14 protein-coding genes are annotated in these 14,637 nt (G+C 28.9%); 8 read left to right on the forward strand and 6 right to left on the reverse strand.

Features of this window, described 5'->3' with window-relative positions:
• On the forward strand, positions 1 to 1,197 hold a 1,197-nt coding region (locus tag ABY863_RS09315), incomplete at its 5' end, for an acetate--CoA ligase family protein (RefSeq protein WP_372794125.1).
• On the opposite strand, the gene ABY863_RS09320 is transcribed toward ABY863_RS09315, so the two are convergent.
• Both ABY863_RS09320 and recR read right to left on the reverse strand, forming a co-directional pair.
• Complete coding sequence (locus ABY863_RS09320; protein ID WP_372794127.1) at positions 1,194 to 2,348, reverse strand: glycosyltransferase family 2 protein; 1,155 nt, start codon at positions 2,346 to 2,348, stop codon at positions 1,194 to 1,196. The genes ABY863_RS09315 and ABY863_RS09320 overlap by 4 nt on opposite strands.
• Before the next feature lie 3 nt (positions 2,349 to 2,351).
• Positions 2,352 to 2,963 (reverse strand): recombination mediator RecR, encoded by a 612-nt coding sequence (gene recR / locus ABY863_RS09325; RefSeq protein WP_372794129.1) that lies wholly within the window; start codon positions 2,961 to 2,963, stop codon positions 2,352 to 2,354.
• A 75-nt stretch (positions 2,964 to 3,038) separates the two neighbouring features.
• Here recR and ABY863_RS09330 point away from each other — a divergent pair, with 75 nt between their 5' ends.
• The 4 genes from ABY863_RS09330 (at position 3,039) to ABY863_RS09345 (ending at position 6,693) form a co-directional block, all read left to right on the forward strand.
• Positions 3,039 to 4,502, forward strand: a complete 1,464-nt coding sequence (locus ABY863_RS09330; protein WP_372794131.1) for a sodium:solute symporter — start codon at positions 3,039 to 3,041, stop codon at positions 4,500 to 4,502.
• Between the two features lie 16 nt (positions 4,503 to 4,518).
• Complete coding sequence (pdxH, locus tag ABY863_RS09335; RefSeq protein WP_372794133.1) at positions 4,519 to 5,166, forward strand: pyridoxamine 5'-phosphate oxidase; 648 nt, start codon at positions 4,519 to 4,521, stop codon at positions 5,164 to 5,166.
• Positions 5,167 to 5,303: 137 nt separating this feature from the next.
• Positions 5,304 to 5,792, forward strand: coding sequence for a histidine phosphatase family protein (locus ABY863_RS09340; protein WP_372794135.1), 489 nt, complete (start codon positions 5,304 to 5,306; stop codon positions 5,790 to 5,792).
• A 4-nt stretch (positions 5,793 to 5,796) separates the two neighbouring features.
• Positions 5,797 to 6,693, forward strand: coding sequence for a Ppx/GppA phosphatase family protein (locus tag ABY863_RS09345; protein ID WP_372794151.1), 897 nt, complete (start codon positions 5,797 to 5,799; stop codon positions 6,691 to 6,693).
• 71 nt (positions 6,694 to 6,764) lie between these two features.
• Here the strand turns inward: ABY863_RS09345 and ABY863_RS09350 are convergent, their stop codons facing one another.
• Both ABY863_RS09350 and lpxK read right to left on the reverse strand, forming a co-directional pair.
• Complete coding sequence (locus ABY863_RS09350) at positions 6,765 to 7,574, reverse strand: purine-nucleoside phosphorylase (protein WP_372794137.1); 810 nt, start codon at positions 7,572 to 7,574, stop codon at positions 6,765 to 6,767.
• Positions 7,564 to 8,583, reverse strand: a complete 1,020-nt coding sequence (gene lpxK, locus ABY863_RS09355) for a tetraacyldisaccharide 4'-kinase (RefSeq protein ID WP_372794139.1) — start codon at positions 8,581 to 8,583, stop codon at positions 7,564 to 7,566. The genes ABY863_RS09350 and lpxK overlap by 11 nt, the downstream gene beginning before the upstream one ends.
• A gap of 95 nt (positions 8,584 to 8,678) precedes the next feature.
• Here lpxK and ABY863_RS09360 point away from each other — a divergent pair, with 95 nt between their 5' ends.
• Together ABY863_RS09360 and ABY863_RS09365 are read left to right on the forward strand one after the other, a co-directional pair.
• Positions 8,679 to 9,773, forward strand: coding sequence for a Nif3-like dinuclear metal center hexameric protein (locus tag ABY863_RS09360; RefSeq protein ID WP_372794141.1), 1,095 nt, complete (start codon positions 8,679 to 8,681; stop codon positions 9,771 to 9,773).
• Position 9,774: 1 nt separating this feature from the next.
• The gene (locus tag ABY863_RS09365) at positions 9,775 to 10,548 is read left to right on the forward strand and encodes a zinc ribbon domain-containing protein (protein ID WP_372794143.1); all 774 of its coding nucleotides are present in this window, start codon (positions 9,775 to 9,777) and stop codon (positions 10,546 to 10,548) included.
• A gap of 48 nt (positions 10,549 to 10,596) precedes the next feature.
• Here ABY863_RS09365 and ABY863_RS09370 read toward each other — a convergent pair whose 3' ends face one another.
• Together ABY863_RS09370 and ABY863_RS09375 are read right to left on the reverse strand one after the other, a co-directional pair.
• Positions 10,597 to 11,406 carry a class I SAM-dependent methyltransferase gene (locus ABY863_RS09370; RefSeq protein ID WP_372794145.1) on the reverse strand — a complete coding sequence of 270 codons (810 nt, stop codon included), beginning with the start codon at positions 11,404 to 11,406 and terminating at the stop codon, positions 10,597 to 10,599.
• Positions 11,407 to 11,416: 10 nt separating this feature from the next.
• Positions 11,417 to 12,262 carry a hypothetical protein gene (locus ABY863_RS09375; protein WP_372794147.1) on the reverse strand — a complete coding sequence of 282 codons (846 nt, stop codon included), beginning with the start codon at positions 12,260 to 12,262 and terminating at the stop codon, positions 11,417 to 11,419.
• Positions 12,263 to 12,400: 138 nt separating this feature from the next.
• On the opposite strand from ABY863_RS09375, the gene gcvP reads away from it, so the two are divergent.
• A partial coding sequence (gcvP, locus tag ABY863_RS09380) for an aminomethyl-transferring glycine dehydrogenase (protein ID WP_372794149.1) occupies positions 12,401 to 14,637 on the forward strand: 2,237 nt, incomplete at its 3' end.

Genomic DNA, 14,637 nt, shown 5'->3' on the forward strand with positions numbered 1-14,637 from the left:
ACAGTTGCATCTATTTTTATGCATAAACAATTAATTGGAAAAAATATTGCCATTATCACCCACGCAGGTGGTCCGGCAGTTATGTTAACAGATGCTTTATCAAAAAATGGTTTAAATGTTCCTGAAATAAAAGGAGAAAATAGCATAGAACTACTTTCAAAATTATATGAAGGTTCATCCGTTTCAAACCCAATAGATTTTTTAGCAACAGGAACTGCAGAACAATTAGAAACTATTATTGATTATTGTGAACATAAATTCTCAACAATTGATGCAATGGTTGTCATTTTTGGTAGTCCTGGTTTATTTGAAGTGTTTGATGTGTACGATGTGCTTCACAAAAAAATGCGTGAATGTAAAAAGCCTATTTTCCCTATTTTACCTTCAGTTGTTAATGTGAAAAAGGAAATTGAGTATTTTATTGAAAAAGGAAATATCAATTTCCCTGATGAAGTTTTATTTGGAAATGCTTTAGCAAAAACTATTAAATCATCAACAAAAAGCACAGAAAATAGCACAAAAAACACTGCTAATATACAAACTATTAGAACTATAATTGATAATGCTAAAAACGGCTATTTACATCCTGAACAAGTAAAAGAATTGTTAATTGCAGCACAAATTCCAATAGTAAATGAAGCTATTTGCACTTCAAAAGAAAGTTGTTTTAAAGAAGCTCAATCACTAGGATTTCCTGCTGTAATGAAAGTTGTTGGGCCTGTGCATAAATCGGATGTTGGTGGCATAATTTTAAACATATCTTCTGAAGAAAAACTAATTGAATCATTTGATAAAATAATGCAAATTGAAGGAGCTACTTCAGTTTTAATTCAACCAATGAAAAAAGGAATTGAGTTATTTATTGGGGCTAAAAAAGAAGGAAATTTTGGACATTTAGTGCTTTGTGGTTTAGGCGGAATTTATATTGAAGTTTTAAAAGATGTGAATACTTCTTTAGCTCCAGTTTCAAAAAATGAAGCACTGGAAATGATTCAAAATTTAAAATCCTACAAAATTATACAAGGAGTTAGAAATCAAGAAGGTGTAAATGAAGATTTATTTGCTGAGATTATTACAAAAATTTCTAATTTGGTAACTATTGCTCCTGAAATAGTAGAGCTAGATTTAAATCCGCTTTTAGGGAATTCAAAAGAAATTTTGGCTGTTGATGCAAGAATTAGAATTGAAAAAAATTAATTATTTTCAATCAATTCTACTTGACCTAGATTTAAAGAATTTATACTTCCAATTAAAAAATTAGTATTTCGAGGGTGTATTTTAAAAGATACACCTTCGTTTTTAAATTCTTGAAAATGTTCAATAATCTTTTTATTGGAAATTATTGAATTGTCAAACACAATGGTATCAATTAAATATTTCTTTATAAGATTTCTAATTTGGTCAAAATCATCAATTAAATTTTCATTTACTAATAAATACTTTTTATTTAAATAATTATTAATCAACTCATCTTCCCCTAAATACAATACATTTAAGCTTGATTTCAGATTGTTTTTTGGTCTCAAAAAATTAAAAAACTTAAGCAAAAACCAAAATTGAATTCCAAAGTTCATTATAAAATCATAAACTCTATTTAATTTAAAGTGTTTCTTATAGAATATCTTCATTGCCTTGTGAAAATATATTAAATTTTTAATATCTTTTTGAGTACTTTCCCCTTTATAATGAATCACTTGAGTGTTTGAATAATAATAATTTTGATAACCTCGATTCAAAATTTTATAACTTAAATCAATATCTTCACCATACATAAAATAAGCCTCATCAAAACCATTTACCTCATTAAAAACAGAACGTTTTAACAACATAAATGCGCCAACAAGAACAGCAACTATACCCGTTTCATTTTCATTCAAATGTGTTGCGTAGTATTTCCCTGTTTGTTTACTTGAAATTCCAAAAAGCTTACTAAAAGATACAAGCGGAGTTGGAATTCCTCGCTTGCTTTCAGGCAAAAAATTCCCTGAACCATCAATTAGCTTAACGCCTAAAATACCTAAATTTGGTTTACTTTTTGCAAATGCTAAAATTTGAACGAAAGTATCTTCAGCTACAACGGTATCGGGGTTTAAAATTAAAACATAATCGCCTTTTGCAATTTTAACTCCTTGATTATTAGCTTTTGAAAAACCTACATTTTCTTTGTTTTGAATAAGAATTATTTCAGGATATTTTTCATAAAGTAACTTACAACTAGCATCGGTAGAATTGTTATCAACAACAATAATTTCAATTTTTAAATTTTCAGAAGCGGTTTGCACACTTAAAATGCACTGCTCTAAAAAATATTGAACATTATAATTTACAATAACTACAGATAAATCCATTTATTAAAATGATTTTTCAAACGGAATTCGGTGTATAATACTTCTTCCTAATGTAATTTCATCAGCATATTCAAGCTCATCACCTACAGCAATACCACGTGCTATGGTTGAGGTTTTAATCTCAAATTTTTCTAGTTGCTTAAAAATATAAAAGTTGGTAGTATCACCTTCGATAGTAGAACTTAAAGCGAAAATTATTTCTTTTATTGTACCACTTTTTACCTTCTCTACTAAACTTTCAATACTTAAATTATGAGGCCCAATTCCTTCAATTGGTGAAATTTTGCCACCTAAAACATGATATAAACCTTTAAATTGAGATGTGTTTTCAATTGCCATAACATCACGCACATCTTCAACCACACATATTATTTCAGTATTTCTTGATGGGTTCGCACAAATTTCACATACATCAACATCAGAAATATTATGACATTTTTTACACAATTTTATATTATCAACTAAACTTGTTAATGCTGTTGACAACTGATGAGTATGAGTAGTTGGCTGCTTTAATAAATGTAAAACCAATCTAAGTGCTGTTCTTTTACCAATTCCAGGCAATTGAGACACTTCATTTACAGCATTTTCTAAAAGTTTTGAAGAAAAATTCATTTCGCAAATGTACAATTAGGAAACGATATTCTCAATAATTTTAGTTTCTTTGTTAATTCAAACTAGCACTTTTAAATGAAACCAATATATATACTTTCTCTAATCGCTATTTATTTTTTTGTACTTCTGTTAATTGCACATTTAACTGGGAAAAGTGATAGCAACGAAACATTTTTTAAAGCCAATAAAAAATCGCCTTGGTATGTAGTTGCTTTTGGTATGATTGGAGCTTCACTTTCTGGAGTTACTTTTATATCAGTTCCAGGCTGGGTTCAAAGTTCTCAATTTAGCTATATGCAAATTGTTATTGGATACTTGTTTGGCTATTTTGTGATTGCGTACTTGTTAATTCCTATTTATTACAAACTACAAATTACTTCAATTTATGAATTTTTAAAACAACGTTTTGGAACAACATCACATAAAACTGGTGCTTTATTTTTCTTAGTTTCAAGGGTTTTGGTAGCTTCATTTAGATTATTCTTAGTTGCTTCAGTATTACAATATTTTATTTTTGAAGCGTGGAATATTCCGTTTGAAATTACTGTAATTCTTTCCGTTCTATTAATTTGGAGCTATACATTTAAAGGTGGAATTAAAACAATTGTTTGGACAGATACATTTCAAACCTTATTTATGCTTTTTGCTGTTTTTGCTACAATCTATATTATTATAACAAAATTAAATTGGTCAGTTTCTGATGTTTTTAATTCCTCCGAATTTGATAAATACAGTCAAATTTTATTTTTTGACGATTTTAATGATAAAAAACACGTTATAAAATCATTCTTAGGAGGAATGTTTATTGCTATTGCAATGACAGGTTTAGACCAAGATATGATGCAAAAAAACTTAACGTGCAAAAACATCAAAGAAGCTCAATGGAATCTTGTTTCACTTGGTCTTGTGTTAATAATTGTAAACTTTATATTTTTAACTTTAGGTGCCTTATTATTTATTTATGCTGAAAAAATTGGCATTGCAATACCTATAATTAATGGTAGTGTAAAAACCGATTTGTTGTATCCTGAAATTGCATTAAACGGCGGTTTAGGAATCACCATTGGTATTCTTTTTATATTAGGTTTAATTGCGGCCGCCTACTCAAGTGCTGATAGCGCTTTAACATCACTAACAACATCGTATTGTATAGATATTTTAGACATTGAAAACAAAGAAAAATCAAAACAAAAATCAATTCGAAAAAAAGTACACATTGTAATTTCAATCCTACTGGTTTTAGTTATCATATCATTTAGATATTTTATAGAAGACACTATAATTAGCAGTTTATTACAAATTGTATCCTATACTTACGGACCACTTTTAGGATTATTTGCTTTTGGAATTTTTACAAAACACGCCATTAAAGACCAATTTGTTTGGGTTATTGCGCTGCTATCCGTTATCATTAGCTATTTTATAAATAGTTATTCAATTCAAATTTTAAACGGCTATACTTTTGGCTATGAACTTATTATATTAAACGGATTATTAACCTATATTGGCTTGTATTTAATTAGAAAACCCGCCAAATAATATTTAATTTTGCTGTATGGATAATGATTTAAGCAATTATAGAAAAGTCTATAAAAAAAGTGAACTTTCTAAAAACGAAGTATCAGAAAATCCAATGGAATTATTCCAAAAATGGTTTTTTGAAGTAGAAGAATTTGGAGGTGATACTGAAACCAATGCTATGACAATTTCAACAATTGGCATAGATGGCTTTCCAAAAAGCAGAGTAGTTCTACTAAAAAAATACACCTGGGAAGGTTTTATTTTTTACACAAACTACAATAGTGAGAAAGGAAAATCTATTGAAAAAAACCCAAATGTTTGCTTATCTTTTTTCTGGAATCATATAGAACGCCAGGTAATTATTAAAGGACAGGCGGAAAAAATTGCAAAAAATTTATCAGATGGTTATTTTGAATCGAGACCCGATGGAAGTAAGTTAGGGGCTTGGGCTTCAGACCAAAGTGAACCAGTCCCTTCTAGAAAATATTTAGATGAACGTTTAGCTTCATTTGAAAAACAATTTGAAAACAAAGAAATTACAAGACCCAAAAATTGGGGTGGTTTTATTGTAAAACCTGTTAGTATTGAATTTTGGCAAGGACGACCAAATAGAATGCATGATAGAATTAGGTACACATTACAAGAAAATTTTGACTGGAAAATTGAAAGATTAGCTCCTTAATATATATATTTGAACATCAACCAAACTAAATGAAACCAGCATGTTAAAATTTTTATTACATAAAGGAATTATTGATAGTGAATTGCAAGTGACCTATAAAAAAAAGCCTGTAACAAATAGGCACTAAATAAAAACACATGAAAACACTTTACATTGTTAGACACGCAAAATCTTCTTGGGAATATGAAGGAATTAAAGATATTGATCGCCCATTAAAAAAACGAGGAATTAACGATGCTTATTTAATTTCTAATGTATTGCAAAAAAAGATATCAAGTCCCGATGTTTTTATCTCAAGTTGTGCAAATAGAGCTTTACATACGGCAATGATTTTTAGTTATTCATTTAATTATCCATTGGCAAATCTAAAATTAAGCAAATCATTGTACAGCTTTAGTGATGGCTATTTAATAAAAACGGTAAAAGCATTAGATGATGGTTTTGATTCTGCAATTATATTTAGTCATGATCATGGAATTAGTGATTTTGTAAATAAATTTGGAGACAAACTTTTAGATCATGTGCCAACTTGTGGTGTTGTTGGAATTAAATTTGATACCAATCATTGGAAAAATATAAAATCTGGTAAAACATTTTTAACTGAGTTTCCAAAAAATTATAAATAATTTTATTTTGAAAATTGAAAAACTTGCTGGAATTGATATTGGCTCAAACGCTGTACGTTTACTGGTAGCCAATGTAATTACTGAAGAAAATGGAGAAAATCCAAGTTTCCAAAAATCTGCTTTAGTACGTGTACCAATCCGTTTAGGTGCTGACACTTTTATCAATGGTATCATTTCTGAAGAAAATAAACTTAGAATGATTAAAGCCATGAAAGCTTTCAAATTATTAATGGAAGTTCATGGAGTTCAAAAATATAAAGCTTGTGCTACTTCAGCAATGCGAGAAGCTAAAAATGGTAACGAAGTTGTTCAAGAAATTTATGAAAAAACTTCAGTAGAAATAGATATTATAAATGGCCAAAAAGAAGCTAAAATAATATTTTCAACAGATTTAAGTCATATTATTGAAGTTCATAAAACCTATTTGTATGTTGATGTTGGTGGTGGTAGTACAGAAATTACCATTTTTTCAAAAGGTAAAATTATTACTTCAAAATCTTTTAAAATAGGTACAGTTCGTTTATTAGATGACAAAAAAGAATTTAGAAGAATTTGGCAAAATATTGAAACTTGGATTAAAGAAAATACTAAAGGCCTGAAAAATATAAATGTAATTGGTTCTGGAGGAAATATAAATAAAATATTTAAACTCTCTGGAAAACCAATGGGAACAGCTCTTAGTTTAACGTATATGAAAGATTACTTAGCATTTTTAAGTAAAATGACCTACGAAGATAGAATTAGAAAACTAGATTTAAACCCTGACAGAGCTGATGTAATTATACCAGCAACTAAAATTTATCTATCAGCTATGGAATGGAGTGGTGCAAAAAAAATATATGTTCCTAAAATTGGACTTGCAGATGGTATTGTAAAAAGTTTATATTTTAATAAGTTCTGAAAAACGTAATTTATATCATAAAAAACCCGCTAATAGCGGGTTTTTTATGATATAATATTTTAAAATTAAATTTAAGCTTTTACAAATTCTTCAACCAATTTACCAACAATTTTTTCAGCTATTTTAGCTACTTTTTGAACTTCTTCATGAGAGACTTCTGATACTATTCCTTCAACTCCTAAATCAGTAATTATAGATATCCCAAAGCAAGTCATTCCCATATGTTTTGCAACAATTACTTCAGGAACTGTTGACATTCCAACTGCATCAGCACCAACTAATTTTACCATTCTGTATTCTGCAGGTGTTTCAAAAGTAGGGCCTTGTAATGCTAAATAAACACCTTTTTGAATTGGAACGTTCATATTTTTTGCTATCTGCTCCATTTTTGAAATCATTTTAAGACTATAAGGCTCGTGCATATCAACAAATCTTGGTCCAAAACGCTCTTCGTTTTTACCACGTAAAGGATGTTCTGGAATAAAATTAATATGATCTGTTATTAACATAATATCTCCAACTTTAAAAGCAGGATTTACACCACCTGAAGCATTAGAAACAATTAAATTTTCAACCCCTAAATATTTCATTACACGCACTGGAAAAACTGTTTGCTCCATAGTCCAACCTTCATAATAATGAAAGCGCCCACGCATAGCAATCACTTTTTTAGTACCAATGATTCCAAAAATTAATTCTCCTGAATGACCAGCAACCGTTGAAACTGGAAAGTTTGGTATTTCCTCATAAGGAATCGTAATTTCAATCTCTATTTTTTCAACCAAATTTCCTAAACCTGTTCCTAAAATAATACCATAATCTGGTTTTGTAATTCCTTTCTCTTGAAGAAATTTAACTGTATCTTGAACTTTATTCCACATAATTTTTTATTAATTTATCAAAACTTGCCTTGTTCTTTACAAATTTTGTTTTTATTGATATAAATTGCAAATTTTGCAAGTCTGCAAAGATACGAACATAATCTTTCTCTGTTGTTAAAACTATTTTATTATTTGATTTTAATAACTTAAATTCTGATTTTATTTCAGCAATATCCTTCTCTTTAAACTGATAATGATCTGGATATTTTAGATGCTTAAATTTAATTTTTTGATTGGTTAAATACTCAACTAATGGCGTTGGATTTGCAATTCCTGTTACAAGTAGTATCTCAGTATTTTTTAGCTCACTCAAATTTAAGTTTGAAACACCTTTTAATTCATTATCATATTCAATTGTAGTAAAAAATACGGATTGTTTTTCCGTTAAATTTAACTTTTTAGTAATCTCAAACTGTTCAACTTCTGAAATATTATTTGGGCATTTTGTCACAATTATTACCTGTGCTCTTTTAGCTCCTGATTTATTTTCTCTTAAATTTCCAGTTGGTAACATACCATCATCAACATACAAATTATGGTATGCTGTTAACAAAATATTAAAACCTGCATTTACTCTTCTATGCTGAAAAGCATCATCTAATAAAATAATGTCAGGTGGGTTTTCTAAAGCTTCTAATTGTTGAATTGCATTTGTTCTATCAGCATCAACACAAACTATAACTTTGGGAAATTTTAAATAATATTGAAAAGGTTCATCTCCAATAATTTCAGCAGTTGCATTTTCATCTGCAATAATAAAACCACTACTTTTTCTTTTATAACCTCTACTCAAAACGGCTATTTTATAGTCGTTTTGCAATAATCTAATTAAGTATTCTATTTGAGGTGTTTTCCCTGTTCCACCAACACTTAAATTCCCTACAACAATAGTGGGAGTTTTAAATTGTGTTGAGGTAATAATATGTTTGTTATATAAGTAATTACGAATACTTGTAATTAATCCATACAACAAAGAAAACGGATATAGTATTTTTCTTAAAAATTTCACTTAAGCGAAAATACAAACAAATTAAAAATTTCTGCTTAAATAGGCTAACTTTCTTATGTAAAATTTATCTTTGTTAGCATCATTCATCTGAAACTATGAAAATTAAAGATATTACAACTTGTATTGAAGAAATTGCACCTTTAAATTATGCTGAAAGTTTTGACAATGTTGGCTTACTAGTTGGTAACTACAATACTGAAGTTACTGGTGTTTTAGTAACACTTGACACATTGGAAAATGTTGTTGATGAAGCCATTGAAAAACATTGTAATTTAATTGTTAGTTTTCATCCAATTATATTTTCAGGATTAAAGAAATTGAATGGTAATAACTATGTTGAACGTGTTGTTTTAAAAGCCATAAAAAATGACATTGCCATTTATTCAATGCATACTGCCTTAGACAATTCTTTTCAAGGAGTGAATGCTAAAATTTGTGAAGTTCTTGGTTTACAAAATAAAAAAGTATTAATTCCTCAAAAAAATACCATAAAAAAGCTAACCACTTACGTTCCAAATAACAATGCAGAAAAAGTTAGGACGTCTCTTTTTAAAGCTGGTGCTGGCAGCATAGGAAACTATGATTATTGTAGTTTTAATACCGAAGGTTATGGCACTTATAAAGGCAATGAAAATTCAAATCCAGTTATAGGAGAAAAAGGAAAATTACACACTGAAAACGAAACTTTTATGAGTGTAATTTTTGAAAAACATAAAGAGAACAGTATACTTAATGCGCTTTTTAATGCACATCCTTATGAAGAAGTTGCTTATGACATTGTTCCTTTAGATAATATGAATCAAGAAATTGGCCTTGGAATGATAGGTGAGTTGGCTGAAGAAAAAAGTGAATTAGATTTTTTAAAATTCTTAAAAGAAACAATGAATGCTAAAGGAATTAGGCATTCTAAGTTAATAGGAAAACCAATTAAAAAAGTAGCAGTTTTAGGTGGTTCAGGAAGTTTTGCCATACACAATGCAATAATTGCTGAAGCTGACATTTATGTAACTTCAGATATTAAATATCACGAATTTTACAAAGCCGAAAACAAACTTATAATTGCAGATATTGGACATTATGAAAGTGAACAATTCACAAAAAATCTTTTAGTTGATATACTTACAAAAAAATTCCTTAATTTTGCCATCATTTTATCAAATAAAAACACAAACCCAATTTATTACTTATAATATGGCTAAAAGCAAAGAAGTTACTGTTGAAGAAAAATTAAGAGCTCTTTACGACTTACAATTAATTGATTCAAGAGCTGATGAAATTAAAAATGTAAGAGGTGAACTACCTTTAGAAATTGAAGATTTAGAAGATGAAATTGTAGGTTTAAACAAAAGACTTTCTAATTTAGAAGATGATTTAACTAACTTAAAAGGGGAAATTTCAGCCAAGAAATTGGTAATTGAAGATGCAAACGGATTATTAAAAAAATATGCTGAACAACAAAAAAACGTTCGTAACAATAGAGAATTTAATTCTATAAGTAAAGAGACTGAATATCAAGAACTTGAAATTGAGTTAGCTGAAAAAAGAATTAAAGAATATAAAGCTAAAATTGAGCAAAAAAACGAAGTAATTACTTCTACTAAAGAAAACATTGCTAGACAAGCTGATTTATTAAAACATAAAGCGGATGAATTAAGCGATATTATGAGTGATACAATTAAAGAAGAAGCTTTATTACTTAAAATATCTAAAGAATACAGTGAATTAATAGATGACCATTTATTAAAAGCATATCATAGAATTAGATCTTCTGTGAAAAATGGTTTAGCTGTTGTTTCTATTGATAGAGGTGCATCTGGAGGTTCATTCTTTACAATTCCACCACAAACACAAGTTGAAATTGCAAGTCGTAAAAAAATTATTACTGATGAACACAGTGGTAGAATTTTAGTTGATGGCGCTTTAGCTGAAGAAGAAAAAGAAAAAATTGACAAATTATTAAAGTAATCTTACTTTAAATTCTATAAAAAAAGGCTTCCAAATTGGAAGCCTTTTTTATTTTTTAATTGCACGTATAGAGTATAACAAAGGGAACATTCTTTGATTTTCTTTTAAAACATACATACCATCTTCGGTCTTATCCATTTCCGGAAAACTATTGTAAGGCGATTTTTCAAATTCATGTAAAAACTCAATTTGTAAACCGGCATCAGTTAAAGCAGTAATAACTTCTCCTAAACCATGATTCCAACCATATTCTTTACTTATAATATCAGCATCCTTATTTGTATACGTTCCTTTGTATTCTTCATAAATTGCTTCACTTTGCAAATATGGGTATGTTAATTTTGGTGGAGTCTGTAAAAAATCAAACATCCAAACAATTGGATGAAACTCTATCAGGTAAAAAACACCTCCACTTTTAAGTTTCCTTGAAATAATTTCACCCCAAGTTTTTAAATCGGGTAACCAACCAATAACACCATAAGAAGTAAAAACAACATCAAATTTTCCATCCACATTTTTAGGAACATCATATAAATTACTTTCAATAAAAATGGCATCCAACCCTAATTCATCATTTAAAAGTTTTGCTTGTTTTATACCTTCTGATGATAAATCAATACCAGTACACTTAGCTCCTAGCCTACTAAAACTTAAAGTATCTTGTCCAAAATGACATTGTAAATGCAATAATGTTTTTCCTTTAACGTCTCCTAATTCTTCTAATTCATAGTTATTTAATGAAGTTTTGCCTTTTAAAAAACCTTCTACATCATAAAATTCAGATTTAGAATGGATCCCCACTTTTTTATCCCAAGTATCCTTATTTACTTCAAAATATTTTTTATTAATATCGTTCATTGTTTTAATTTTAATTTTTAGAAAATAACACAATTAATAGTAACCAAAATATTGGGATAGCTTCTACCCAAAAACTTGTGTAATAACGTGTTCTTTTAGGTGAAGAAAAACCTAAAAAAAGTGTTGTAACAAATGAAAGACCAACTAATAAATAGATATCAACTACCGCATAATTTATTTTAAAAAACTCTAAACAAACAAATAGGAACAACAAAATGTAACCTATTATTTTTGAGTTAGTTACACCGAAAATTTGAGGTAACGTTTTTAATGACTTTGGATCAAAATCTACATCTCTAATATCAAAAGGAAGCGTAATTGCTACTAAAATAAAAAAACGTTGCAAAAACTCAATATAAACGTTTGAAGTAAATTCATAATTAGCTTCATACAAAGGAAATAATACTGTTATTCCCGCCCAAGCAATTGCAATACTTACTATTTTTATGGAAGGGAAATTCCGAAATGAAACTTCAATTTTTCCAATTTTTAAAAGAGGAACTACATAAAAAAATGTCATAAAAGCAAAAGGAAGAAGTACTAAAATTGCTTTCAAATTAAATTTGCTAAAAAAAGTAATATATAATAATAAAATAATTGATAATAATGAAAGTAACCCCAATGCTTTTTTATGCTCAAAAAACCAATTTTTAAACCAATTAAGACTATTCTCTTTTATTTCTAAAAATCGAATAAAATTATAGGAGATTATGATGGAAAGTGCAACAAAAACAGGGGTTAAATTATCTACTACTCCAAATTTAAGCAGTGTAATTTTAGTTAAACTAAAACCTGCTAAGGCAACGTGAATATTACCAAAAATATAAAAATTTAGTATTTTTTTAAAAAAATTCATTTTACAAATGTACATATTTGTTAATATCCTTAATTTTTGGTTAACAAAATATTAAAATTAAGTAATAAAAAGGATATTAAATTTACTGAAATTTAAGTAATTTTGGTAGCAATAATATTATATATACCAAATACATAAATGAAAACAGATTCATTCGTTTTAAGACACATAGGACCTAGTGAAAATGAAGTTAATGAAATGGTGAAAACCATTGGAGTTTCTTCAGTAGATGAGCTTATAAATAAGACCATTCCTTCAGACATTAGACTAAAAAATAATTTAGATTTACCAAAAGCATTAAGCGAGTTTGAATATATGTCACATATTCAAGAGCTTGCAAACAAAAATAAATTGTACAAAAATTATATTGGTTTGGGATATCACCCAACAATACTTCCAGGCGTAATTCAACGCAATATACTTGAAAATCCAGGATGGTATACTGCATACACACCTTATCAGGCTGAAATCGCTCAAGGTCGTTTAGAGGCATTATTAAATTACCAAACGATGGTAACAGAACTTACTGGTATGGAATTATCTAATGCATCATTATTAGATGAAGGAACTGCAGCTGCTGAAGCCATGATTATGCTGTTCAACTCAAGAACTAGAGATCAAAAAAAGGTGAATGCATCTCATTTTTTTGTTTCAAATGAAATTTTACCTCAAACTATTGATGTTTTAAAAACACGTGCTATTCCTTTAGAAATTGAACTAATCTTTGGAAATCATGAAACTTTTGAGTTTTCAGAAAATGTTTATGGTGCTTTAATTCAATATCCAGCTAAAAATGGACAAGTTTATGATTATTCGGTATTTGTTGAAAAAGCAAAAACTGTTGAAGCTAAAATTGCTGTTGCTGCTGATTTATTAAGTTTAGCAATTTTAACACCTCCAGGAGAATGGGGCGCTGATGTTGTTGTTGGAACTACACAACGTTTTGGTATTCCAATGGGTTATGGAGGTCCTCATGCAGGTTATTTTGCTACAAAAGAAGAATACAAACGCTCGCTTCCAGGAAGAATCATTGGTGTTACGCAAGATAAAGATGGAAACCGTGCTTTACGAATGGCTTTACAAACTCGTGAGCAGCATATTAAACGCGAAAAAGCAACTTCAAATATTTGTACAGCTCAAGTTTTATTAGCTGTAATGGCTGGTATGTATGGCGTTTATCATGGATCACAAGGATTAATTTACATTGCAAATAAAATTCAAAATTTAACAGCTACTTTAAACAAAGGTTTACAACAGTTAAATTTGAAGCAACAAAATAATACGTTTTTTGATACTTTAACCATTGAAGTTTCAGATGCTATTAAAGTTAAAGAAATTGCTGAAAGCAACGGAGTTAATTTTTTCTACCCTTCTAAAAATTTAATAAACATTTCTATAAATGAAACTTCTAATTTAAAAGATGTAAATGAAATTCTTTCAATTTTAGCTGAAGCAGAGGGATTAGAAGCTGTTTCAATTTCTTCATTAGAAGAAAATAAAATAACTAAAAATTTAAAACGCACATCAAAATTTATGACAAATGAAGTTTTTGAAAATTACCATTCAGAAACTGAAATGATGCGTTATATCAAAAAATTAGAACGAAAAGATTTATCCTTAAATCATTCTATGATTTCTTTGGGTTCTTGTACTATGAAGTTAAATGCTGCAACTGAAATGCTTCCTTTAAGTTGGTCAAATTGGGGAAATATGCATCCTTTTGTTCCAATTGAACAAGCACAAGGCTACCAAGAAGTTTTTAAAGATTTAGAAGCTTCACTAAATGAAATAACTGGTTTTTATGCAACTTCATTACAACCAAATTCTGGTGCATCTGGCGAATATGCAGGATTATTAGTTATTAAAGCATATCATGAATCTCAAGGTAACGGTCATAAAAACATTTGTTTAATACCTTCTTCAGCTCACGGTACAAATCCTGCTTCAGCAGTAATGGCTGGTATGAAAGTAATAGTTACAAAATCTACAGAAAAAGGAAATATTGATCTTGATGACTTACGTGAAAAAGCAGAATTATATAAAGATAATTTAGCAGCTTTAATGGTAACTTATCCTTCAACTCACGGTGTTTTCGAAAGTACTATTAAAGAAATTACTGAGATAATTCATGAACGAGGTGGACAAGTTTATATGGATGGGGCAAATATGAATGCTCAAGTAGGTTTAACAAATCCAGCTACTATTGGCGCTGATGTTTGTCACCTAAATTTACATAAAACTTTTGCAATTCCACACGGTGGTGGAGGTCCTGGAGTTGGTCCAATTTGTGTAGCTAAACATTTAGCTCCTTTTTTACCTTCAAATCCTATAATTCCAACTGGAGGAGAAACTCCAATTACAGCTGTTTCATCAGC

The organism is Lutibacter sp., from assembly GCF_041562875.1.
Lineage (GTDB): Bacteria > Bacteroidota > Bacteroidia > Flavobacteriales > Flavobacteriaceae > Lutibacter.

Coding starts and splice junctions, on each gene's coding strand:
- ABY863_RS09370 (WP_372794145.1), bottom strand. CDS start 11,406: ATGAACGATATTAATAAAAAATATTTTGAAGTAAATAAGGATACTTGG.
- ABY863_RS09375 (WP_372794147.1), bottom strand. CDS start 12,262: ATGAATTTTTTTAAAAAAATACTAAATTTTTATATTTTTGGTAATATT.
- ABY863_RS09340 (WP_372794135.1), top strand. CDS start 5,304: ATGAAAACACTTTACATTGTTAGACACGCAAAATCTTCTTGGGAATAT.
- recR (WP_372794129.1), bottom strand. CDS start 2,963: ATGAATTTTTCTTCAAAACTTTTAGAAAATGCTGTAAATGAAGTGTCT.
- ABY863_RS09365 (WP_372794143.1), top strand. CDS start 9,775: ATGGCTAAAAGCAAAGAAGTTACTGTTGAAGAAAAATTAAGAGCTCTT.
- ABY863_RS09330 (WP_372794131.1), top strand. CDS start 3,039: ATGAAACCAATATATATACTTTCTCTAATCGCTATTTATTTTTTTGTA.
- ABY863_RS09320 (WP_372794127.1), bottom strand. CDS start 2,348: ATGGATTTATCTGTAGTTATTGTAAATTATAATGTTCAATATTTTTTA.
- ABY863_RS09360 (WP_372794141.1), top strand. CDS start 8,679: ATGAAAATTAAAGATATTACAACTTGTATTGAAGAAATTGCACCTTTA.
- pdxH (WP_372794133.1), top strand. CDS start 4,519: ATGGATAATGATTTAAGCAATTATAGAAAAGTCTATAAAAAAAGTGAA.
- ABY863_RS09350 (WP_372794137.1), bottom strand. CDS start 7,574: ATGTGGAATAAAGTTCAAGATACAGTTAAATTTCTTCAAGAGAAAGGA.